Below are 20,607 nucleotides of genomic sequence, written 5' to 3'. Positions count from 1 at the left end.
TTCGCCGATCGGGGCCTGGCTCGGCGGGCCGCGACGGCGACGGGCGGGGTGGCGGCGGGGTGATCGGCGGGTGGCCGGAAATGGCCGGTCTGCGACCCGGGTCCGCGTGTCATGGCGGCGGGGGGTGGGCCTGGTTCTCTATCGTCCGTCTGGAACCGCCCAGCCCGCCGATTCCGTTGTGCGTGCGGCCGATCGCGTCAGCCACCGGTCGAGCAAGCAGCCGATCCGACCCCAGGGGGAGTGCTCGATGCCCGGCCCAGAGCAGCAGCTGCGAGCGGAGCGGCAGCGGCCCGCCCCGACCGAGGACAGTGCCGACGTCATCGTGGTCGGCGCCGGACCGGCCGGCTCCACCGCCGCCTACCACCTCGCCCGCACCGGCCTGGACGTCCTGCTGCTGGAGAAGTCCGCCTTCCCGCGCGAGAAGGTCTGCGGCGACGGCCTCACTCCGCGCGCCGTCAAACAGCTGGTCGACATGGGCATCGACGTCTCCGAGGAGGCCGGCTGGCTGCACAACAAGGGCCTGCGGCTGATCTCCGGGCACCGCGCGCTGGAGTTCGACTGGCCCGAGCTCTCCGCCTTCCCCTCCCACGGACTCGTGCGCCGCCGCGCCGACTTCGACGAACTGCTCGCCCGCCGGGCCGCCGCGGCCGGCGCCCGGCTGGTAGAACGGGCCAATGTGGCGGGGCCGTTGACGGACGAGCGGTCCGGCCGGATCACCGGTGTCACCGCCAAGCTCGGCGAGGAGCGCAAGCCCGTCGAGTACCGCGCCCCGCTCGTGATCGCCGCCGACGGAAACTCCACCCGGCTGTCCGTCGCGATGAAGCGCTACCGGCGCACCGACCGCGCGATGGGCGTCGCCTACCGCACCTACTTCACCACCCCGCGCCACCAGGACCGTTACCTGGAGGCCTGGCTCGACCTGCGCCACCCCGACGACCCGGCCCGCCGACTGCTGCCCGGCTACGCCTGGGTGTTCGGCATGGGCGACGGCACCGCCAACGTCGGCCTCGGCGTCCTCGACACCGCGAAGACCGACCTGGACTGGCGCGAGCTGCTGCGGCGCTGGTGCGCCGACCTGCCGCCTGGCTACGGCTACCACCCCGAGGCCGTCACCGAGCCGATCCGCGGCTCCGCCCTGCCGATGGGCCTCAACCGCCAACCCCACTACGCCGACGGCCTGTTGCTGATCGGCGACGCCGGCGGCACGGTCAGCCCCGGCACCGGGGAGGGCATCGCCTACGCGATGGAGTCCGGCCGCTACGCCGCCGAGACCGTGGTCCAGGCGCACGCCCGCCGTACCGACCGCGGCCGCGAACTCGCCCTGCGCGCCTACCCGCAGAAGCTCCGCTCCGCCTACGCGGGCTACTTCGCAGTCGGCCGCCTGGCCGCCGACCTGCTCGGGCGGCCCCGGCTGCTCGGCGCGGCCGGGGCCGCCGGGCTGGGCCACCCCGCGCTGTTGAAGGTGGCGTTCCGGCTGATGGTCAACCTGACCGAGCCGGACTCCAAGGACGCCCTGGACCGGCTGCTCCACCTGATCGGGCGGGTCGCCCCTGGGCGGTGAGGCCGGCGACCGGGCCGCTCATCCTTCCGGGTGAGCGGCCCGGTGTCCCGGGCTTGGCCGAAACCGGGGAAACAGGTCGGCCTTCGGCCAAGTCGTGTTGACGAATGATCAGTGAATCCGCTTGCCTGGTGCCGAACCGGCCACGGAGGGTGAGCAGAACGCCCTCCGCGGCCCCTCTGCCACCGATCCTCGTTCGACGGAGACACCGTGCGCCTTCGCCTGTTCGTCGCGCCCCTCGCCGCGGCCGCCGCCCTGACCGCCGTGAGCATTCCCGCCGCCGCCGACAGCAGGGCGGCCACCCCGTCCGACCAGTGCTCCGCGGCGTTCTTCGACGGCGACCCGCGCCTCGGCCCCGAGGACCTCCCGACCACCGGCCCGGTCGGCCGCCAACTCCTCGGCTACCAGCGCACCGGCGGCGCCGCCGAGCAGGACTTCCTGGCCAAGTACTACGACCCGACCGCCAACGGCGGCAAGGGCGGCTGGATCTACCCGCCGTCCGACGGTTACGTCACCCTCCCCGACGGCAGCCCGGTCGAGTTCGACCTCACCCTCTACCCGAACCAGAACATCGACCGCTACGGCAGCGAGTACGGCTCCTTCCTCGCCCCCGAGGGCCTGCCCTACGCCAACCGCGCGATCCCCCCGCAGAGCCTCGACGGCACCCCGGCGGCCGGCTGCAACTACCACGACTACAAGGTGGTCAAGCCGTTCAAGGTGCACGCCGGCCCGATCGCCCCGTGGTTCAACCAGCCCGGCTGGGGCCTCCAGTACCAGCTCGACGCGACCCTCGTCCCGAGCGGCCCGGCGAAGCTGAACGTGCTCTGGCTCGTGGAGAACGGCTACCTCGCCCGGATCTGACCCCACGACCGTGCACCCGGCCCGGGCCAGGCCGGGTGCACGGTCGTCCGCTTGCCCGGGCTGGACCGGTCACCGCCGGATTAATCACTGGCGGGCGCGGCGCGGCCGGGGATAGGAAGACGGGATGACCACCAGCGACGCGGCGACCGACCGGCGCCCCTTCCGACCCGAGGTCCTCGACGTGGGAACCTTCCTGCTGCGCCCCTGGGGCCGCGCCCTCGACCTGCCCGGCGGCACCGTCGCCGCCGTGACGGCGGCCGCCGTCGACGCGGAGATCGTCCGCTGGAACCCGCTGCACGACGCCACCCACCCGGCCGGCGCCGAGGCCTTCCTCGACCGCGCCGACCAGCGCTGGGCCGACGGCAGCACCGCCTGCTTCGCCGTCACCGACCGCGCCGACGGCCGGCTGTGCGGCAACGTCGCGCTGCGCTGGACGGACCGGGGCGAGGGCGTCGCCATGGTCGGTTACTGGCTGCTCGCCGCCGCCCGCGGCCGCGGCTTGGCCACCCTCGCCACTGTCGCCGTCACCGACTGGGGCGTGCGCACGGCCGGAGTGCGCCGCATCGAGCTCTACCACGCCGTCGGCAACGAGTCCTCCTGCCGGGTCGCCGCCCGCGCCGGCTTCCCGTACGAGGGCACCCTGCGGGGCTCCTACCGCTACGGCGACGGCCCGTACAACGACGAGCACCTGCACGCCCGGCTGGCGACGGACCCGGCGGTCGCCCTCGGCCGCTGAGGGCTGCTGTGCGGTGGGTGTCCAGAAACGGTGGGTGTCCGGAAAACCGGGTGACGGCCCCGGCCGGCCCGGCGATCCTGGGCCGATGAACGGCACCGACCGTCCCGGACGGGACTTCCACGAATCCGTCGCCCGCTGGGGCGCTGGCCTGGAGGAGGCCTGGCGGCTCGGCGCCCACCCGGAGCTCGGCCCCCGGCGGCGCCGGGTGACCACGGCCGCCGAGCTGGTGGCGGACTATCTGGCCGAACTCACCGCGATCCTGCACGAGTTGACCCGGCACGACCCGCCCGCCGAGGACCTGGTCGAGTGGCTGGCCCTCGCCCGGCTGGTTCGTGCTGGCCCGCACGTCACGTCCTAGCCGTGGAACTGGGCGAGCTGGATGAGGTTGCCGCAGGTGTCGTCCAGAACTGCGACGGTGACCGGGCCCATCGCCGTGGGCTCCTGGGTGAACCGCACCCCGAGCCGGTGCAGGCGGTCGTACTCGGCGTGCACGTTGTCCACCGCGAACTGGGCGGCCGGGATGCCGTCCTCGACCAGCGCGGTCTTGTACGGCCCGACGGCGCGGTGGCTGTCGGGCTCCAGCAGCAGCTGGGTGCCGTCCGGCTGCTCGGGGGAGACCACGGTGAGCCAGCGGTAGGCGCCGAGCGGGACCTCCGCCTTCTTCACGAAGCCCAGCACCTGGGTGTAGAAGCGCAGCGCCTTGTCCTGGTCGTCGACGAACACGGTGGTCAGGTTGATCCTCATGGGGTGTGGCCTCCTATGCGCCCGGGTGGTGGCGGCGGTCGCCGAGCTGATCGTAGATCGCCCGCAGCCAGGGCTCGCGGACTGAGGGCAACCGGGCGAGGCGGTGGCGCAGCAGGTCGCGGTCGGGTTCGAACAGGCGGATGGGGCGCAGCGGCAGCGGATCGTCGCGCTCCTCCCCGGCGGGCAGCCTGGTGGCGAGGCGGGGCGGTGGGAACGCCAGGTACGTCCACACCCCGGCGTCCAGCGGGACGGCCACGGTGCCGGGCGGCGTCGGCCAGGCGGCGCCGGTCCACGGGTGGCGGGGGACGAGGGCGATGTCCGGTGCCGGGACGGCGGCGAGGCCGGGCCCGGCCGGGCGCAGGGCGCGGGCCGGGGGAGCACCGGGGAGCAGCCGGTGCAGGGTGCGGCCGAAGGTCTCGGTCAGCAGGCCGGGGGCCGTGGCCACCGGCTCGCCGCCGGAGGCCGCCAGCACCTCGGCCAGGGCCGTCCCCACGGCGGCGCTCCAGCGGTCGCTCCACCAGCCGCCCGGCTCGACCGGGGGCGCCGGTGGGACCGTCCAGCCGTCCCCGGCCGGCCGGGCCGGGCCCTCGATCGGGAGGCGCCGGACGGCCCGGGGGTGGAGCCACACCGCCTGCCAGCGGTAGCAGTCGTCGATCCGGGCGCCCACCGTGCGCCCGCACCCCGCGCACGCCAGGTTTGGTTCGCCGCCCGCCCCACAGCACCCGTCGCACGTCTCCGGCACCAGCACGGTCCGGAGGCTGTCGCCCGGGGCCAGCAGCACCGCGCCGCCGGGGCCGCTCCACAGGCCGTCGACCGGTGCGTACAGGCCGCGTTCGGCGGCCTCCGCCGCCGTGATCGCGGACCAAGGTCGCCAGGGCTGTTCGCTCGGCTCCGGGTCGACGGCGAAGGTGCCCGGCTCCAGCAGCGGCGGCAGGTACCGGTCCCCGCCCTCCCGGTGGGCGTGCGGCGGCAGCGCCACTTCCGTCACCGGCACCGTCAGCTCGGTACCGCACCCGGCGCACGCGAACACCGCCACCCGCTCTCCTCCCCGTCGACGGACCTCCGGAGTATTCCGGCCCGCGCGGTGCCCGCCAAGCGGTTTTCCGGTGCCCGGGACGGCCGTTCCAGGCAGGCTGCGCGCCGGGCCGGGGAGCGTCCTAACCTGGAAGGGCGCGCGGTGCGTGACCTGCGCGGGGCACGCCCCGACGCAGGGCCCGGAGCACGGGAGAGGTGGCCATGACGGTGATCTCGGCGGCCCTGATCGGCACCGACTGGCGGCCCCGGCTGCCCGGCGGCGCCGAGCTGTTGCACGAGTGCGCCGCGCGGGGCTGGACGGTGGTGCTGACCGGCCCCGGTCCGGCCGGGGTGCGGGCGCTGACCGTGACCGCCCCCGGTGGCGATGCCGTGCGGGCCGCGCTGGCGCTGGTGGGCGGCGCGCCCTCGCACGCGGTGGCCGTCGCCGGGAGCGTACGCGAGGTGTTGGCGGCGCGGCGGGCCGGGGTGCCCTGCGTCGCCCTGGAGACCGGCGGGGACGCCGGTCCGGAGCTGCGGGCGGCCGGCGCGGTCGAGGTCCACCGCGACGCCACCGCCCTGCTGCGCGTCCTGGACGACAGCCTGCTCGCCCGTCCCCGGGCCTTCGGGCGTGTGGCCGCCGGAACCGGCGGTCCCCGGAACGGTTAACGCCGGCCCGTACCGGGCAACCGCCGGGTGCGAGCACGTCACCGGAAGTGTCGGAGGTGACCGAGATGGACGGACCCGCGTTGAGCGGATGGGAGCGGCGGCTCCTCGAGGAGATCGAGTCCGATCTGCGCCAGGACACGCGCCTCGACCGGAAGTTGAGCACGATGGGGGCCAAGCGCCCGAACCGGGTCCTGGACGCCCTGCGCGGCGTCGGGCGCCGGATCTCGGTCGGGGTGCTGCTGACCGTACTGGTGATGACGTCGATCTGCGTGGGCATCGGCGTGCGCACCCCGACCACCGCCGTGCTGACCGCGCTCGGGGTGGTCTGGGCCGCCTCGGTGGCGGCCTCGATGGCCGCCACGGCGCTGCTGCGACGGCGAAGGGCGCCGGACCGGGGCGACGACGTCGTCGGCGGTACCGGCCCGGACCGGGAGGACGGGCGGGAGCGCCGGGAGCGCGGGGAGGGCCGGGACGGACGTGAACGAAGGCCCTGGGACCGCCCGGAGGCGTGACGCGGCGGGGGCCGAACCATCGGGAAGAGGTGCGCATGAGTACCGACCTGTGGGAGTACCGCCCGGGCTCCCACCCCGCCGCCGACCTCAGCCTGGTCGGGTACGAGGTGCAGGCCACCGACGGAGCGGTCGGCCGGGTCGACCAGGACGCCGGCGACCACCTGGCCGTCGACGCCGGGCCCTGGGTGCCGGGTGCCAGGGTGCTCGTCCCGGTCGGCCTGGTCGCCCGGATCGACCACCTGGACCGCGCCGTCCACCTGGACTGCCCGCGCGCCCGGCTGGGCACCGTCCCGTCGCCCGAAGAGCACCTCACCACCGCCCGCCGGCGCTGACCCATGGGCTGGCCCGCCACCACCCTGACCGGCCGGACGGTCGCCTTCCTGGTCGCCCCGTACGGCGCCGAGCAGGACGGACTGACCTCGCCCTGGCAGGCGGTGCTCGAGGCCGGCGGCCGTCCGCGCCTGCTCTCCACCGCGCCCGGCCGGGTCCAGGCCGTGCGGCACCGCGCGCCCGGGGACACCTTCGCGGTGGACGCCCTGGTGGCGGAGGCGGACCCGGCCGACTACGCCGGGCTGGTGCTGCCCGGCGGCGTCGCCAACCCGGACGCGCTGCGGCTCGACCCGGCGGCGGTCGCCTTCGTCCGGGGCTGCTGCGCGGCCGGCCGCCCGGTCGCGGCGATCTGCCACGCCGCCTGGACCCTGATCGAGGCCGACGCCGTCCGTGGCCGCACCCTCACCTCCTGGCCCAGCCTGCGGACGGACCTGGTCAACGCGGGTGCCCACTGGGTCGACCAGGAGGTGCAGGTCTGCCGGGAGGGCCCGGGCCCGCTGGTGACCAGCCGGGCGCCGGGCGACCTGCCGGTGTTCGAGGACACCTTCGTCACCGAGTTCGCCCACGCGGCGGCCGGGCAGCGGAAGTGACGCGGGTTCAGGGGCGTATCGGCGTTCAGACGCGGGCGTTCAGGGGCGTACGGGCGTTCAGGGGCGGACGAGCGAACTCGTAGCGTCCGTGGCGCCCGGGCCGGGGGTCAGTCCCCGCGGAGGCGGACGAAGGTCGCGGTGGGTGGGCGGCCGGTGAGGGTGACCTCGGCGCGCAGCGGGGCGGTGAGCGGGTGCACCCGGCCGTGGTCGGGGTCGGCGGCGGGCGGGCCGAGCAGCGGCCCGGCCGCCCGGGCGACCTCCCGGGCCTGCACGGGGGTGAGCCGTGGGGTGGTCAACAGCACGCGGCCGTCGTCGAGTTCGAGCACCAGGGCGTGCGGCCGGTCGGCCGGGCCGGTCAGGGCACGGACGGTGGCGTCCTCGGTGTCGCTGCGCCGGTACTTGACCCAGGCCCGGCCCGCGCCGCGCGCCCGGTACGGGGAGGCGGCGGCCTTGCACACCAGGCCCTCCACGCCGGTGTCCGCCAGCTGGGTCATCCACGCCACGGCCTCCGTCCGGTCGGTGGTGGCCAGCACCGGCTGGATCGGCGGCGGGACGTCGGCCAGCGCGGCCAGCAGCAGTCGGCGCCGGTCGGTGAGCGGCAGTCGCCGGACGTCCCGGCCGGGCAGGGCGAGCAGGTCGAAGGCGATCAGCCCGAGCGCGACGTCCGGGGCGGCGGCCCGGGCCTGCCGGGTGTGCAGCAGCTCCTCGAAGGCGAACCGCCCGGCCCGCCAGGCGACCAGTTCGGCGTCCAGCACCAGCCCCTCGGGCAGCCGGGCGACGGCGGCGGCGATCGGCGGGAACTCGGGGGCCAGGTCGCGGCCGCTGCGGGACTGCAGGAAGGCCGGCCGCTCGCCACGCGCGAAGGCGACGCAGCGGAAGCCGTCCAGTTTCAGCTCGTACTGCACGCCGCCCCCGCCCAGCCCGTCGGCGGGCGGCACGGCGGTGACGGCGGCGGGGCGCATCACCTCGACGGGCGGGTGCAGCACCTGCCGGGGCTGGGAGGGCTGCGCGGCCCGCGCGGGTGCCTGGGGCGTGGCACGGCCGGTGGGTGCCTGGGGCGTGGCACGGCCGGTGGGCGCCTGGGGCGCGGCACGGCCGGTGGGCGCCTGGGGCGTGGCACGGGCGGTGGGTGCCTGGGGCAGTGGCCGGGCCTGCTCCGGGTCCAGCAGCGGCGCGAACAGGTCGCCGTGCGTCGCCAGCCGGTCCGGCAGCTCGGCGAGGGTGAACACCAGCTCCGCCTCCCCGCGGGCCCGCTCCAGCTCGTCCCAGGCCAGCGGCGCGGAGACGGTCGGCAGCGGCCGGGCGCGCAGGGTGTACGGGGCGGCGGTGGTCTTCTTCGCGTTGTTCTGCGACCAGTCGACCAGCACCCGGCCGCGCCGTCGGGCCTTGGCCATGGTGTGCACCACCAGCTCCGGGTGCTCCGCCTCCAGGGCGGCGGCCAGCGCCTTGGCGTACCCGGAGACCTCGGCGCTGGGCGTGGGCTCGATCGGCACCAGCAGGTGCAGGCCCTTGGAACCGGAGGTCTTCACCCAGGCCGACAGGCCGTCCGCGGCGAGCCGCTCGCGCAGCAGCAGCGCGACCGCCCGGCAGGTGAGCACGTCGGCGCCCTCGCCCGGGTCGAGGTCCAGCACCAGCCGGTCGGCCAGCCCGGGCGCGGCGGCGTGCCACTGCGGGACGTGCAGTTCCAGGCAGCCCAGGTTGGCGACCGCCAGCAGCGCCGCGCCGTTCTCCAGCACCACCTGGCGCAGCTCGCCGCCGGTGCTCGGCACGTCCACCGTGCGCACCCAGTCGGGGGTGCCCGGCGGCGGGTTCTTGGCGACGAACACCTCCGCCTCGACACCGTCCGGGCAGCGCAGGAAGGAGACCGGGCGGTCCCGCAGGTGGGGCAGCAGGGCGGTGTGCACCGCGGCGTAGTAGCGCAGCACCTCGCCCTTGGGGGTCCCGATGCTCGGGTAGTACACCTTGTCGAGGTGGGACAGGGCGAGGGTGTGCCCGTCGACCGTCATCTGCGGCATCGGCGCTCTCCGGGGAGTGCTGCGGTGGCCCCCCAGCCAGTCTGCCCCGCCCCCGCCGCCACCGCCCCCGCCCGGGACGGTGGCCGCTGTTCCTAGCCGCCGGGGCCGACCAGGGCGTGGGCGTCCGCGACCAGGTCCTCGATCCGCGGCCAGTCCGGGGCCGGAACGTCCAGGTAGACGCCCAGCCACCCCCGGTGCCCCACGTACGGCGGCCGGAAGTAGCGGGCCGGGTCCTGCCCGACCAGCCGCTCCTGGGCGCCGCCGGGGGCCGCGCACCAGAAGGCGAGCCGGTCGTCGTGGTGGTGGTCGGCGAGCATCACGAACATCCGGGCCCGGCGGCCGGAACCCGCGAACCAGGTCGGCTCCCCGTGGCTGACCCGCTCCTCCGTGTCCGGCAGCGCCAGGCACAGCGCCCGCAGCCGCTCCACCGGGGCGGAGCCCACGGAGGCCGCTTCACGCACCGCACGCGCGGCACGCACGGCACGCACGGAGCTCACGGCGCTCACGCCGCCGGGACGGGCCGGGGCGCGCCCGGGTAGGTGCCGAAGTACCAGTGGTTGCCCTCCGGGTCGGCGGCGGCGAAGTCGCGCGAGCCGTAGTCGGTCTCGGTCAGGCCGGTGGTGATCCGGGCCCCGGCGGCCACGGCCCGGGCGTGCACGCCGTCCGGGTCGGCCGTGACCACGTACGCGCTGAACGTGCCCGGCTCGCCCCGCCACTGGCCCGGCGCGGTCTCCCGCACCGAGCCGAGCATCACGCCGCCGCCCTCCGGCCAGGCCAGTTCGGCGTGCGCCACGAAGTCGCCCTCGCCGTAACTGACCACCTCCTGGAAGCCGAAGGCCTCCGTCAGGAAGCGGATCAGGGCGCGGGCGTCGGTCGCGCGCAGGGTGGGCCAGACCTGCGGGGCAGGGGTCTTGGTGTCCATGACTCTCACTCCTCGGGTGGGGTGGTTACGCCTCCCACTCTGCGGCGGCCGCCGCCGCCCCGCCTTGGACGTTTCGGAACTTGCCCTCCTCCGGCCCCTCGGCCGCCAGCCAGGCGCTCGGCGCCGCCCCCGCCAGCGCGCGGAACTCCCGGGCCAGGTGCGCCTGGTCGAAGTAGCCGCAGCTCACCGCCAGTTCCGCCAACCGGGGCGGCGGCGCACCGGTCGCCAGCAGGTGCCGGGCCCGGTCGAAGCGGATCACCCGGGCGGCGGCCTTCGGGGTGAGCCCGGTCTCCCGGCGGAACCGCTCCTGGAGGTGCCGGGCGCTCCACCCGGTCTCCCGGGCCAGCTCGGCCACCGGCAGCGCCCCGCCGCTGCGCCGCAGCGCCCGCCAGGCCCAGCCCACCTCCGGCGGCACCCGCCCGGACGGCCGAGCGGCCCGCAGCAGCGCCCCGTCCAGTGCGGCGAACCGTTCCGCCCAGCCCTCGGCGGCCCTGATCCGCTCCTGCAACTGCGGGCCGAGCCGCCCGAGCACCTCCTCCGCCGGGACGTCGATCCCGGCCAACTCCCCGGCGGGCAGCCCGAACAGGGCACGTGCGGCGAGCGGGTGCACGGCGATCTGCACCCCGGACTGGGCGCCCTCGTGGGTGATCAGCGCGGGGGAGGTGTGCAGCCCGCCGAGCAGCGTCGGGTAGCTGCCGGGCGGTTGGGCCGGATCGGGGTGGCCGGCGATCACCAGCGGCTCGTCCAGGGTGAGGATGAAGGTCAGGTACGGGGAGGGCAGGCCGCGGTGCACCGCCGGGGCCAGGCCGCGCTGGCGGTAGCCCGAGTACCAGGCCACGTACGGGCGCAGCGCCGTCGAGGGACGGGCGCGGACGGCCTCGTCGACCGTCCCAGTGGCTTGCGTGGTCACGGCTTCCAGTATCGGCGCCCGCGGTCGCGGGCGGGAGCGCGGTCGCCTACGGTGAGGGCACGGTCACCCTGTGAGGGCGCGGTGCGCCGCCGGGGGATGGCCGCCGGGGGGTAAACACCGACGAAGGAGTCCCCGTGACCACTGCCCGAGACATCATGCACACCGGCGCCCAGTGCATCGGCGCCCACCAGACGCTGGACGAGGCCGCGAAGATGATGCGCGACAAGAACGTCGGCGCGCTGCCGATCTGCGGCGACGACCAGAAGCTCCACGGCATCATCACCGACCGCGACATCGTGGTGCGCTGTCTCGCCGAGGGCAAGGACCCGGCGAGCATGACGGCCATCGAACTGGCCGGGCACCTGCACTGCGTGCGGGCAGACGACAGCATGGATGTGGTGCTCAAGAAGATGGAGCAGCACCAGATCCGGCGCATCCCGGTGATCGACGGCGAACGGCTGGTCGGCATGATCAGCGAGGCCGACCTGGCGATGGGTCACCGCGACGGCCAGCGGCTGACGGACCAGCAGATCATCGAGTTCATGGACAGCGTCTACATGAAGCACTGACGCGCCCGCCCGCACTGGGCGACTGCCCCGGCCGGGCCCCGCGGACCGAGTGCCGTCGCGGGCCCGGCCGGGCCGCTTGCCGTCTCATGGGATGGATTTTCCTTTCTCGGAGAGCGAGATGCGGGCACAATCGCGCACATGGGAAAGCAGTACGAAAGCATCGACGGCCGACTGCGGCAGTTCATCGAACGCCAGCCCGTCTACTTCGTCGCGACGGCGCCACTGGCCGGCGACGGGCACGTCAACCTCTCGCCCAAGGGCCGCTCCGGGACCCTCGCGATCATCGACGAACTCACCCTCGCCTACCTGGACTTCGGCGGATCACAGGCCGAGACCATCGCCCACCTGAGGGAGAACGGCCGGATCACCCTGATGTGGTGCGCCTTCGACGGCCCGCCCACCGTGGTGCGGGTGCACGGCCGCGGCGAGCCGGTCTTCCGGGACGACCCGCGCTTCGCCGAGCTGCTCGCCCGCTTCGAACCCGGGGTGGACGGCTCGGGCCTGCGGGCGATCGTGCTGGTCCGGGCCGAACGGGTCAGCGACTCCTGCGGGTACGCCGTGCCGTTCATGGACTACCGCGCCGACCGCGACCTGCACGCGCAGTACTTCGACCGCAAGGACGAGGAGGAGTTCGGCGCCTACTGCGAGCGCAAGCCGCTGGTCGGCACCAGCCTCGACGGCCTGCCCGCCCTCCCGCTGCCGCTCCCCGACCGCCCGGCCCGCAACGTCGGCGCTTAGGGCGTGTCTGACGATTCGCGTCGGATCAGCGCGCGGCGTTGGGGTGCGTGCGTCGCAAGGCGGAGGAGGGAGTCCATGCGGAGCATCGGCGACTGACGACAACGCGGCGAGGTGCGTGCCCCGGCGTCGCGCGCCCGGCGGGAATTGTCAGACACGCCCTAGGCCTCCCCGCCGAGGATCATCAGCTTCTGCGGGTCCGGGAACGGCACGAACCCGGCCTTCGCGTACAGCCCGTGGGCGTCCACGGTGGAGAGCAGCAGCCGCTTGAGTGCGTACGGCCGCAGCTCCTCCACCACCGCCTCGGCCAGCCAGCCGCCCAGCCCGCGGCCCCGCTGCGCCTCGTCCACGTAGACGTCGCAGAGCCAGCCGAAGGTGGCGTAGTCGGTCACCACCCGGGCGAACGCCACCTGTCCCCCGTCCGGCGCGTACACCCCGAACACCAGCGACCCGCGCACCGACCGCTCCACGACCTCCCGGCTGCGGCCGAGCGCCCAGAAGGCGTCGGTGGAGAGCCAGTGGTGCACGAGGCCGAGGTCGATGCGGGCGGGGTCGGTGGAGAGCTCGTAGCCGTCCTCGCGAAGGGTGATCATGGGACGGCATGGTAGCCGGGCGTCCGCTCGGCGCCAGAGGCCCGTCGGGCCCGGGCACGGGCCGGAGCGGGACGGCTCAGTCCGTGGAGGATCGTCCTCGCGGCCGGTGGGCATGAGGCGGCATGGTGGTCATCCGCAGGACGAGAGCCGTCCGGAGTGCACGGAAGCGAGCCGACCATGACCGAACCCGCCCCGCTCGACCCGGTTCCCGTCACTGAGGAGGAACTGGCCGAACTGGTGGCGCTGGCCGCGGCGGCGACGCCCGGGCCCTGGTACGTCCACACCTCGGCCGACGAACGGTCCGAGGGCGAACAGGCCGAGGATGTGGTCGCGGTGAGTGCGGTCCGGCCCACGCAGCGCGGCGGCCCGTGGCCGGAGTCGGACCCGGCGGAGGTCGTGGCCGTGACCCTGGGGCGCGGCCCGCACCGGGCCGACGGCGGTGACGGCCGCTGGAAGGAGAACGCGTTCTTCATCTCGGCGGCCCGGAACGCCGTCCCGCTGCTGGCCGAGGAGGTGCGGCGGCTGCGGGCGCTGCTCGCGGAGCGGGAGCAGCGGGAGCAGCGGGCGCAGTCGGCGGAGCGGAACGGCTCGTGACGCGACGAAGCCGCCGCACCCCTGGGGGTGCGGCGGCTCGTGTGCGTGCGGGTGGCGGCGGGCTTACTTGCCCAGGCCGGCCTTGACGGAGCAGATCGGCCAAGCGCCGGGGCCCTGGGCGGCGAGGACCTTCTCGCCGATCGCGATCTGCTGGTCCTTGGTGGCCAGGTGGGCCTGGGGGGCGTACGCGGTGCCGCCGAAGGCCGCCCAGGTGCTGGAGGTGAACTGCAGGCCGCCGTAGAAGCCGTTGCCGCTGTTGATGGCCCAGTTGCCGGTGGCCTCACAGGAGGCGACCTTGTCCCAGACCGACGCCGGCGCGGCGGAGGCGCTGGTGGCCGTGACGAGGCCGGCCACCGGCAGCGCGGTGAGCGCCCCGGCCATCAGAGCCATCCGGACGCGGTTGCGGCGCTTCGGGGTGGCAGTGGTGGTGGCAGCGGCAGTCTCGTTACGGAAGGTCATGCGTTTCCTTTCGGAGGGGGTGTGCGGGCGTGCGGAACCAGACCCTCGGAAGGCCGTCGGTTGCGGGGACACATCGCTCGCGCGGTCCGGCACCGTTCCTGCCCGGGGGCGGTGAGGCCCGGCCGGAGCGGAATCGCTCGGTGCAACGGGTTCGAAGGTACGGGGGCGGTCGTGGCGGTTTCAAGGAATCGCAGGTTTGAGCACGTCAGAGGCCTGTTACCGCAGGTAGCGATCACGAAAATAAGGTGATTTCGACCGATTTGCAGCTATTTCCAAGATCAAACCGCCCCTGGAAGTGGCCCCCGTCACCCCGGAGCCGGTGTGAGGCCGCGCACACCGTCGACAGCGCGTGACGGCCCGCCCGCCCCCGGTACCGGCCCGGCGCCATCGCGGGCCCGCCTGGGTGGCCCGCGCCACAGCCCTCACCCGGAGTGCCCCCGTCGGCCACCCACGGTGGCGGGCATAGCCTTCCGCCCATGAGCAATGACAGCGATGCGGCCGACACCGGGGCCGTCGAGGGCGCGGGCCGACCGGCCGGCGCCGAGCACGGGGAGCACCAGCCGGCCGTCGCACCGAGCGGCTTCGAACTGGGGACCGACGGGCCCAAGGTGATCCTGGCGGGCCTGGACGGCTCCGACTCCTCATGGCGCGCCACCGCCTACGCCGCCGGACTGGCCCGCCGGCAGGGCGCCCAGCTGGCCATCGCCTACATCCAGCCGATACTCGGCGCCGCCACCGCCCTCGCCGGGGCGGCCGTGGAGGAGACCACCCAGGAGGTCGCCGACGAACTGCTCGCCGCGCTGCGCGAGGCCGAACTGCGGGTGAGCGAGGTCTGGCGGGTGGAGTGGCGCTTCCTCACCATGCGCGGCGACCCCTACACCGGCCTCGCCAAGCTCGCCGACGAGCTGCGCGCCGACGCCGTGGTGGTCGGCGTCTCCGAGCAGGCCGGGCACAAGGTGATCGGCTCGGTCGCGGTCCGGCTGGTCAAGGCCGGACGCTGGCCGGTCACCGTCGTGCCGTAGCCGTCAGGGGGGTGGCTGTCGGGGGCGTGGCCATAAAGGGGCGTGGCCATAAAGGGGTGCGGCCATAAAGGGGTGTGTAGGAAGGGGGTGCGGCCATAAGGGGAGTGGCCGCCCGCCGGGCGGCGCCGGGGCGGCGGGTAGGGTGCGTGACCATGACGGAGACGTCGGGCGCGCACCCCACCGAGCCGGCCCACCCGACCGGTAACGACCTGCACCTGGAGCTACCCGCCACCGGCGGCCGCCGCGCCGCGCTGATGGCCGCGCTGCGCGAGGCGATCCGCAGCGGCAGACTGGCCCCCGGCACCCGGCTGCCGCCCTACCGGGCCCTCGCCACCGACCTCGGCCTGGCCCGCAACACCGCCGCCGAGGCCTACGCCGAACTCGTCGCCGAGGGCTGGCTCACCGCCCGCCAGGGCTCCGGCACCACCGTTGCCGACCGCGCCGCACCCGTCCCGCCCACCCGGGCCCGCCGCCCCGCGCGCCGCCCCGGACCGGTGCACGACCTGCGCCAGGGCCGGCCCGACGCCGCCTCCTTCCCCCGCAGCGCCTGGCTGGCCGCCGCCCGCCGGGCCCTCACCGCCGCCCCGAACGAGGCCTTCGGACCCGGCGACCCCCAGGGCCGGCCCGAACTGCGTGCCGTCCTCGCCGACTACCTCGCCCGCGCCCGCGGCGTGCGCACCGACCCCGACCGGATCGTGGTCTGCTCCGGCTTCGCCCACGCGCTGCGCCTGCTCTTCGACGGCGCCGCGCCCGCCCTGCCGCCCGCTGACCAGGGCCCGCTGGCCGTCGAGGCGTATGGGCTGGGCTTCCACCGTGGGCTGCTGGCCGCCGCCGGCGTCACCGCCGTCCCGCTGCCGATCGACGAACAGGGCGCCCGGGTCGAGGAGTTGGCCCGGCACCCGGAGCTCCGTACGGTCCTGCTCACCCCCGCCCACCAGTTCCCGACCGGCGGCCCGCTGCACGCCGGGCGCCGCGCCGCCGTGATCGACTGGGCGCGCGGACGCGGCGGGCTCGTCCTGGAGGACGACTACGACGGGGAGTTCCGCTACGACCGCCAGCCGGTCGGCGCCGTCCAGGGGCTCGACCCCGACCGGGTCGTCTACCTCGGCAGCACCAGCAAGAGCCTCACCCCGGCGCTGCGCCTCGGCTGGATGGTCCTGCCGGACCACCTGGTCGACCAGGTGCTCGCCGCGAAGGGCGAACGCGAGGCCTGGGTCAGTGCGTTGGACCAGCTGACCCTCGCCGAGTTCATCGACTCCGGCGGCTACGACCGCCACCTGCGGCGAATGCGACGCCGCTACCGGGACCGCCGCGACCAGCTGGTGGCCGCGCTGGCCGCCCACGCCCCGCACATCGAGGTGTCCGGCATCGCGGCCGGCCTGCACGCCGTGCTGCGGCTCGCCCCCGGCACCGAACGGTCCATCCTCAAGGCCGCCGCGTACCGGGGCCTGGCGGTCGAGGGGCTCGCCGACTACCGGCACCCGGCGGCCGATCCGGCGGCGACGCCCGCCGTCGACGGCCTGGTGGTCGGCTACGCCACGCCACCGGACCACGCCTGGCCGGCCGCGCTCCGGGCGCTGTGCGACATCCTGCCGGCGCCGGCCTGAGCGCAATGGCCTGAGCGCAACGGCCTGAGCGCACCGACCCCGGTCGGACCCGCCCGTTCGGGCGCGCGACCCGGGCCTGCGGGGTGCGCGGCGAAGGATAGGGCACCGGCGGTTCCGCCGGGCCGGAACGCGGACGGTCGGCCCCCGGCGTCCGCCCGCCGCTCGTACGCGAGTACGGGTTCGGGCCGAGGAGGGCGGTCCCGACTGCGCCGCCCCCTACGCTCCTTGGACATGCGCAGAACACATCTGAGCCGTGCCGCGCTCGCCGTGGGCCCGGCCCTCGCCGCCGGACTGCTGCTGACTGCGGCACCCGCCCGGGCCGCCGACAACCCGCTGCCCCTGACGGCCGTCTCCGACCACCAGACGACCACCCGGGGAGGTGAGTTCACGCTGACCCTGACGCTCACCAACCCGTACGACACCCCGATCCAGTTCGTCTACCAGAGCGTCCAGGAGACGTACGCCACCAGTCTGGTGCCGGGGCTCAAGTTCACCGCCACGGCCTGCGGCACCCAGACCAACGGCTGCAGCGACAACGTGCACGGCGGCATCGCCCGCTACGACGTCCCGCTCGCCCCCGGCGCCAGCAGCACCTTCACGGTCACCTACACCGTGGCCCCGGACTCGGCCTGCGGCCAGGACGTCCGGATCGACTTCTACTCGTACCTCTACTACGAGTACCAGGGCGGTCTGGCCAACAACTCCGGCATCCTGGGCATCCCGGGCACCCAGGTCGCCTGCTGATCCACCCCCTCCCCCCGGCGCGGCCCTCGCGGCCGCACCCCCCGTACACCCGTCAGGTGCCGGCCACCCCCGTACCGGCACCTGACGGGCCTTCCGCGTGTGTCGGAGCCGGGTGACAGGATCGGACCGTGTCCGACACCCACGCACGAGCGCCCCGCCGCCCCGCCGCCCACGACGACCTGCCGATGCCGGACGGGCTCCACGCCGCCCTGCGGGAGCGCGTGGGCGCGCACCTCGCCGCGGGCCGCTTCGACCGGGTGCGGCAGGGCCTGGAGGTCGCCTGAGCGGTGTGCCGGGTTGACGGCGGGAGGCGCGTGCGGCAGGAGGGCGGGGCGGGGTGGGGCGGGGCGGAGCGGGTGAGGCGCACGGGGTACGGGGTGCGCGTCGGCGAACGGGTGTTCCGGTGACGATCGCGGCCCGTGGGGGCGGATCACCGGAGATTCACCCTATCGGGGGGTAGTGGGCCGCCGTACGGGCTCCGTCGGGTTCTGGTGATCTAGGGTTCCGGATGGGCCGCCGGGCGATGGCGGTCGTCCTCACGAAACTCGCCAACTTCCCCACCAGCTCGCGGATCTGATGATCCGTTGCGGAGCATGCACCGGGACGGCGCGGTACCGGCCCCGGCTGCCTGATCCGACCACACGAATGGAGACCCCTGCCGATGTCCGTGGACACGACGAGCCCGGAGACACAGCAGGACCGGCAGCAGAGCCTCGCGACGGCCGCTGCCCGCAACCTTGCCACCACGACCAAGTCCGCCCCGCAGATGCAGGAGATCACCTCCCGCTGGCTGCTCAAGGTGCTCCCGTGGGTCGAGGCCCACGGTGGCGCGTACCGGGTCAACCGACGGCTCACCTACACCGTCGGCAACGGCGTGGTGGAGTTCATCAAGACCGGCTCCCAGGTCCGCGTCATCCCGGCCGAGCTGGGTGAACTCGCCCTGCTGCGCGGCTACGAGGACGAGGAGGTGCTGACCGCCCTCGCCGACCGCTGCCAGCAGCGCGACTTCGGCCCCGGCGAGGTGCTCACCACCCAGGGCGAGGCGGCCGACCGGATCTTCCTGATCGCGCACGGCAAGATCAACAAGATCGGCACCGGCAAGTACGGCGACGAGACCGTGGTCGGCGTGGCCGCCGACGGCGACCGCTTCGGCGACGACTCGCTGCTCAACCCGGACGCCGTCTGGGAGTACACGGCGAAGACCACCACCTCCGGCGTCGCCCTCACCCTGAGCCGGGACGACTTCGCCCGCATCCGGGACAACGCGCCGAGCCTCCAGGAGCACCTGCAGACCTTCCTGTCCCTGCCGCTGCAGGCCCAGAACGAGCGCGGCGAGGCCGAGATCGCCATGTCGGCGGGCCACCGCGGCGAGTACGAACTCCCCGGCGCCTTCGTGGACTACGAGCTCAAGCCGCGCGAGTACGAGCTCAGCGTCGCCCAGACCATCCTCAAGATCCACACCCGCGTCGCGGACCTGTACAACCAGCCGATGAACCAGACCGAGCACCAGCTCCGGCTGACCATCGAGGCCCTGCGCGAGCGGCAGGAGCACGAGATGATCAACAACCCGGAGTTCGGCCTGCTCCACAACGCCGACTTCGACCAGCGGATCCAGACCCACTCCGGCCCGCCCACCCCGGACGACCTGGACGAGCTGCTCAACCGTCGCCGTGACCCGGACTACCTGCTGGCCCACCCCAAGACCATCGCCGCGATCGGCCGCGAGTTCAACGCCCGGGGCATCTACCCGCACCACGTCGACCTCGGCGGGCAGCAGGTGCCGGCCTGGCGCGGGGTTCCGATCCTGCCGTGCAGCAAGATCCCGATCACCAAGGAGAACACCAGCTCGATCCTGGTGATCCGTACCGGTGAGGACAACCAGGGCGTCATCGGCCTGCACCAGACCGGTCTGCCGGACGAGTACCAGCCCTCGCTCTCGGTCCGCTTCATGGGGATCGACGAGAAGGCGATCATCTCCTACCTGGTCAGCGCCTACTACTCCTGCGCGATCCTGGTGCCGGACGCGGTCGGCGTGCTGGAGAACGTCGAGATCGCGCACCGCCGCCACTGAGCGCGCGGAACGGCGGGCGCGGGCCGTAACCGGTCGGCGCGAAGATCGTTCCACCTGATGACGGACGGCCCGCCCCGGAGGCGGGCCGTCCGCCTGATCACGTCTGAATGCGCATGGTCGCACCCGATCGGCTCTGATCCGGATCCGACCACTGCTGTCCGTTCCCGCCGGCTGATCAGCCAGATCCCTTCCGTCCTCCCCGGACGACCCGAGAGGTGTGTGGAGCCCATGCCGCAGCGCCGGCAGTACCGACGGATACCGCGGCACGGCGGCGGGGGCGCGGCCCCCGGTCGACGGGCGCGGCTGATCGGTGCGGCGGTCGGCGTGGTGGCGATGTGCGCGCTGGTCGGCGGGGCCAGCGCCTCGGGGGCCGAACGCCCCGGCGGGCACCCGGGCGGCGGGGCCGTCGACACCTGCGTGTGCACCGGGACCGACGTGTCCACCACGGTGGGCCCGGGCGGCAGCGTGGACGTCGGCGTGGACGTGGACGTCCAGGTCGGCGTCACCGTCGCGCCCGACGTCGGCCGGCACCACGGACCCCGGCCGCCGCACGACCACCACCACTGCCACCGGCCGCCCACGGCCGGGACGCTGCCCGCGGTGCCCTCGCCCTCCGCCACGGCCGGGCTCCGGCCCGAGCCGGGGCGACCGGCCGACGACCACGGGGGCGGCGACGACGGGCAGGGGGAGCACGGGGGCGGCTGGTGGCACGGGGGGCACCATCATCACCACCACCATCCGCATCCCTGCCCGAGCCCCACGCCGACCCCGACGCGCACGCCGACGCCTACCCCGACGCCCACGCCGACGCCCACGCGCACGCCGACCCCGACCCCGACGCGCACGCCGACGCCTACCCCGACGCCGACGCGGACTCCGAGCCCCACCCCCACGCCGCCGTCCCCGACCGCGGTGCCGTCACCTCCGGACCCCACCCCGCCGCCGTCGCCCCCGGCACCGGCCTCTCCGCCGCCGCCCGCGCCGGCGTCACCGGCCCCGGCGGTTCCCGCCGTGCCCGCGGCCCCGGACCCCGCCCCGCAGCCGCCGCCCGCGGTGGTGCCGGTTCCGGTGGTGCCCGACCCGGCGGCCCCCGCCGTAGTGGTGCCCGGCCCCGCGCTGCCGAGTCCAGCCGGCCCGAGTCCGGCCTGGCCCACACCGTCGGCGGATCCGTCCTTCAAGGTGGTGCGGGCCGCCAAGCCGGCGCCCGTCGCACCGTCGCACCACGGCGCCTCGACCACCACCACGATGCTGCTGATCACCGTCCCCGCGGTGCTGGCGGCGGCCTCGCTGCGCCCCGGCCGCGGCCGCGGTCGCGGTGGTTCCGGGTCCTGAGGGTCCTGACGGCTACCGCCCCG

24 protein-coding genes and 2 pseudogenes are annotated in these 20,607 nt (G+C 75.0%); 17 read left to right on the top strand and 9 right to left on the bottom strand.

What is annotated here, in order from left to right:
- The first annotated feature begins 247 nt into the window (after positions 1 to 247).
- From AB0F71_RS29725 to AB0F71_RS29710, 4 genes are all read left to right on the top strand, one after another.
- The gene (locus AB0F71_RS29725; protein ID WP_360240538.1) at positions 248 to 1,561 is read left to right on the top strand and encodes a geranylgeranyl reductase family protein; all 1,314 of its coding nucleotides are present in this window, start codon (positions 248 to 250) and stop codon (positions 1,559 to 1,561) included.
- 207 nt (positions 1,562 to 1,768) lie between these two features.
- Positions 1,769 to 2,419: a TNT domain-containing protein gene (locus tag AB0F71_RS29720; RefSeq protein ID WP_360240535.1), complete on the top strand. Its 651-nt coding sequence runs from the start codon at positions 1,769 to 1,771 to the stop codon at positions 2,417 to 2,419.
- A gap of 124 nt (positions 2,420 to 2,543) precedes the next feature.
- Positions 2,544 to 3,155: a GNAT family N-acetyltransferase gene (locus tag AB0F71_RS29715; protein ID WP_360240532.1), complete on the top strand. Its 612-nt coding sequence runs from the start codon at positions 2,544 to 2,546 to the stop codon at positions 3,153 to 3,155.
- Positions 3,156 to 3,240: 85 nt separating this feature from the next.
- Positions 3,241 to 3,513 (top strand): hypothetical protein, encoded by a 273-nt coding sequence (locus AB0F71_RS29710; protein WP_360240529.1) that lies wholly within the window; start codon positions 3,241 to 3,243, stop codon positions 3,511 to 3,513.
- Here AB0F71_RS29710 and AB0F71_RS29705 read toward each other — a convergent pair.
- Positions 3,510 to 3,899 (bottom strand): VOC family protein, encoded by a 390-nt coding sequence (locus AB0F71_RS29705; RefSeq protein ID WP_360240526.1) that lies wholly within the window; start codon positions 3,897 to 3,899, stop codon positions 3,510 to 3,512. The two genes, AB0F71_RS29710 and AB0F71_RS29705, sit on opposite strands and share 4 nt — an antisense overlap.
- A gap of 13 nt (positions 3,900 to 3,912) precedes the next feature.
- Positions 3,913 to 4,935: a hypothetical protein gene (locus AB0F71_RS29700; protein ID WP_360240523.1), complete on the bottom strand. Its 1,023-nt coding sequence runs from the start codon at positions 4,933 to 4,935 to the stop codon at positions 3,913 to 3,915.
- Positions 4,936 to 5,135: 200 nt separating this feature from the next.
- Here AB0F71_RS29700 and AB0F71_RS29695 point away from each other — a divergent pair, with 200 nt between their 5' ends.
- From AB0F71_RS29695 to AB0F71_RS29680, 4 genes are all read left to right on the top strand, one after another.
- Entirely contained in the window at positions 5,136 to 5,579 is a 444-nt protein-coding gene (locus AB0F71_RS29695; protein WP_360240520.1) for a hypothetical protein, read from the top strand.
- 65 nt (positions 5,580 to 5,644) lie between these two features.
- Positions 5,645 to 6,091, top strand: a complete 447-nt coding sequence (locus tag AB0F71_RS29690) for a hypothetical protein (protein WP_360240517.1) — start codon at positions 5,645 to 5,647, stop codon at positions 6,089 to 6,091.
- 35 nt (positions 6,092 to 6,126) lie between these two features.
- A complete protein-coding gene (locus tag AB0F71_RS29685) occupies positions 6,127 to 6,423 on the top strand; it encodes a PRC-barrel domain containing protein (RefSeq protein ID WP_360240514.1) in 297 nt (98 codons plus the stop codon).
- A 3-nt stretch (positions 6,424 to 6,426) separates the two neighbouring features.
- Positions 6,427 to 7,011 carry a type 1 glutamine amidotransferase domain-containing protein gene (locus AB0F71_RS29680; RefSeq protein ID WP_360240511.1) on the top strand — a complete coding sequence of 195 codons (585 nt, stop codon included), beginning with the start codon at positions 6,427 to 6,429 and terminating at the stop codon, positions 7,009 to 7,011.
- A 107-nt stretch (positions 7,012 to 7,118) separates the two neighbouring features.
- On the opposite strand, the gene AB0F71_RS29675 is transcribed toward AB0F71_RS29680, so the two are convergent.
- The 5 genes and pseudogenes from AB0F71_RS29675 to AB0F71_RS29655 all read right to left on the bottom strand — a co-directional run bounded on the left by AB0F71_RS29675 (position 7,119) and on the right by AB0F71_RS29655 (position 10,858).
- A complete protein-coding gene (locus tag AB0F71_RS29675) occupies positions 7,119 to 7,973 on the bottom strand; it encodes a DNA ligase (protein WP_360240642.1) in 855 nt (284 codons plus the stop codon).
- Between the two features lie 174 nt (positions 7,974 to 8,147).
- Positions 8,148 to 9,026 (bottom strand): annotated as a pseudogene (gene ligD / locus AB0F71_RS29670) (non-homologous end-joining DNA ligase); the annotation flags it as partial.
- Between the two features lie 92 nt (positions 9,027 to 9,118).
- A complete protein-coding gene (locus AB0F71_RS29665; protein ID WP_360240509.1) occupies positions 9,119 to 9,469 on the bottom strand; it encodes an MmcQ/YjbR family DNA-binding protein in 351 nt (116 codons plus the stop codon).
- Between the two features lie 59 nt (positions 9,470 to 9,528).
- On the bottom strand, positions 9,529 to 9,948 hold the full coding sequence (locus AB0F71_RS29660) for a VOC family protein (protein WP_360240506.1): 420 nt from the start codon (positions 9,946 to 9,948) through the stop codon (positions 9,529 to 9,531).
- Between the two features lie 25 nt (positions 9,949 to 9,973).
- The gene (locus AB0F71_RS29655; RefSeq protein WP_360240503.1) at positions 9,974 to 10,858 is read right to left on the bottom strand and encodes a helix-turn-helix domain-containing protein; all 885 of its coding nucleotides are present in this window, start codon (positions 10,856 to 10,858) and stop codon (positions 9,974 to 9,976) included.
- A 134-nt stretch (positions 10,859 to 10,992) separates the two neighbouring features.
- On the opposite strand from AB0F71_RS29655, the gene AB0F71_RS29650 reads away from it, so the two are divergent.
- Complete coding sequence (locus AB0F71_RS29650) at positions 10,993 to 11,427, top strand: CBS domain-containing protein (protein WP_360240500.1); 435 nt, start codon at positions 10,993 to 10,995, stop codon at positions 11,425 to 11,427.
- Positions 11,428 to 11,565: 138 nt separating this feature from the next.
- A complete protein-coding gene (locus AB0F71_RS29645) occupies positions 11,566 to 12,165 on the top strand; it encodes a pyridoxamine 5'-phosphate oxidase family protein (protein ID WP_360240497.1) in 600 nt (199 codons plus the stop codon).
- 158 nt (positions 12,166 to 12,323) lie between these two features.
- Here the strand turns inward: AB0F71_RS29645 and AB0F71_RS29640 are convergent, their stop codons facing one another.
- Entirely contained in the window at positions 12,324 to 12,755 is a 432-nt protein-coding gene (locus AB0F71_RS29640) for a GNAT family N-acetyltransferase (RefSeq protein ID WP_360240494.1), read from the bottom strand.
- 177 nt (positions 12,756 to 12,932) lie between these two features.
- On the opposite strand from AB0F71_RS29640, the gene AB0F71_RS29635 reads away from it, so the two are divergent.
- Positions 12,933 to 13,349 (top strand): hypothetical protein, encoded by a 417-nt coding sequence (locus AB0F71_RS29635; RefSeq protein WP_360240491.1) that lies wholly within the window; start codon positions 12,933 to 12,935, stop codon positions 13,347 to 13,349.
- Positions 13,350 to 13,421: 72 nt separating this feature from the next.
- Here AB0F71_RS29635 and AB0F71_RS29630 read toward each other — a convergent pair.
- Positions 13,422 to 13,808: pseudogene (locus tag AB0F71_RS29630) on the bottom strand (transglycosylase family protein); the annotation flags it as partial.
- 476 nt (positions 13,809 to 14,284) lie between these two features.
- Between AB0F71_RS29630 and AB0F71_RS29625 the strand changes: the two are divergent.
- From AB0F71_RS29625 to AB0F71_RS29600, 6 genes are all read left to right on the top strand, one after another.
- Positions 14,285 to 14,830: a universal stress protein gene (locus tag AB0F71_RS29625; RefSeq protein WP_360240488.1), complete on the top strand. Its 546-nt coding sequence runs from the start codon at positions 14,285 to 14,287 to the stop codon at positions 14,828 to 14,830.
- Positions 14,831 to 14,982: 152 nt separating this feature from the next.
- Positions 14,983 to 16,437, top strand: a complete 1,455-nt coding sequence (locus AB0F71_RS29620) for a PLP-dependent aminotransferase family protein (RefSeq protein WP_360240485.1) — start codon at positions 14,983 to 14,985, stop codon at positions 16,435 to 16,437.
- Between the two features lie 231 nt (positions 16,438 to 16,668).
- Positions 16,669 to 17,181: a hypothetical protein gene (locus AB0F71_RS29615; protein WP_360240482.1), complete on the top strand. Its 513-nt coding sequence runs from the start codon at positions 16,669 to 16,671 to the stop codon at positions 17,179 to 17,181.
- Positions 17,182 to 17,309: 128 nt separating this feature from the next.
- Positions 17,310 to 17,465 carry a hypothetical protein gene (locus tag AB0F71_RS29610; RefSeq protein ID WP_360240479.1) on the top strand — a complete coding sequence of 52 codons (156 nt, stop codon included), beginning with the start codon at positions 17,310 to 17,312 and terminating at the stop codon, positions 17,463 to 17,465.
- Positions 17,466 to 17,842: 377 nt separating this feature from the next.
- Positions 17,843 to 19,252, top strand: a complete 1,410-nt coding sequence (locus tag AB0F71_RS29605) for a family 2B encapsulin nanocompartment shell protein (protein ID WP_360240476.1) — start codon at positions 17,843 to 17,845, stop codon at positions 19,250 to 19,252.
- 1,011 nt (positions 19,253 to 20,263) lie between these two features.
- On the top strand, positions 20,264 to 20,584 hold the full coding sequence (locus AB0F71_RS29600; RefSeq protein WP_360240473.1) for a hypothetical protein: 321 nt from the start codon (positions 20,264 to 20,266) through the stop codon (positions 20,582 to 20,584).
- Positions 20,585 to 20,607: the final 23 nt, after the last annotated feature.

The organism is Kitasatospora sp. NPDC028055 (assembly GCF_040637885.1).
Lineage (GTDB): Bacteria > Actinomycetota > Actinomycetes > Streptomycetales > Streptomycetaceae > Kitasatospora.
This window is presented reverse-complemented; position numbering and strand designations above follow the sequence as displayed.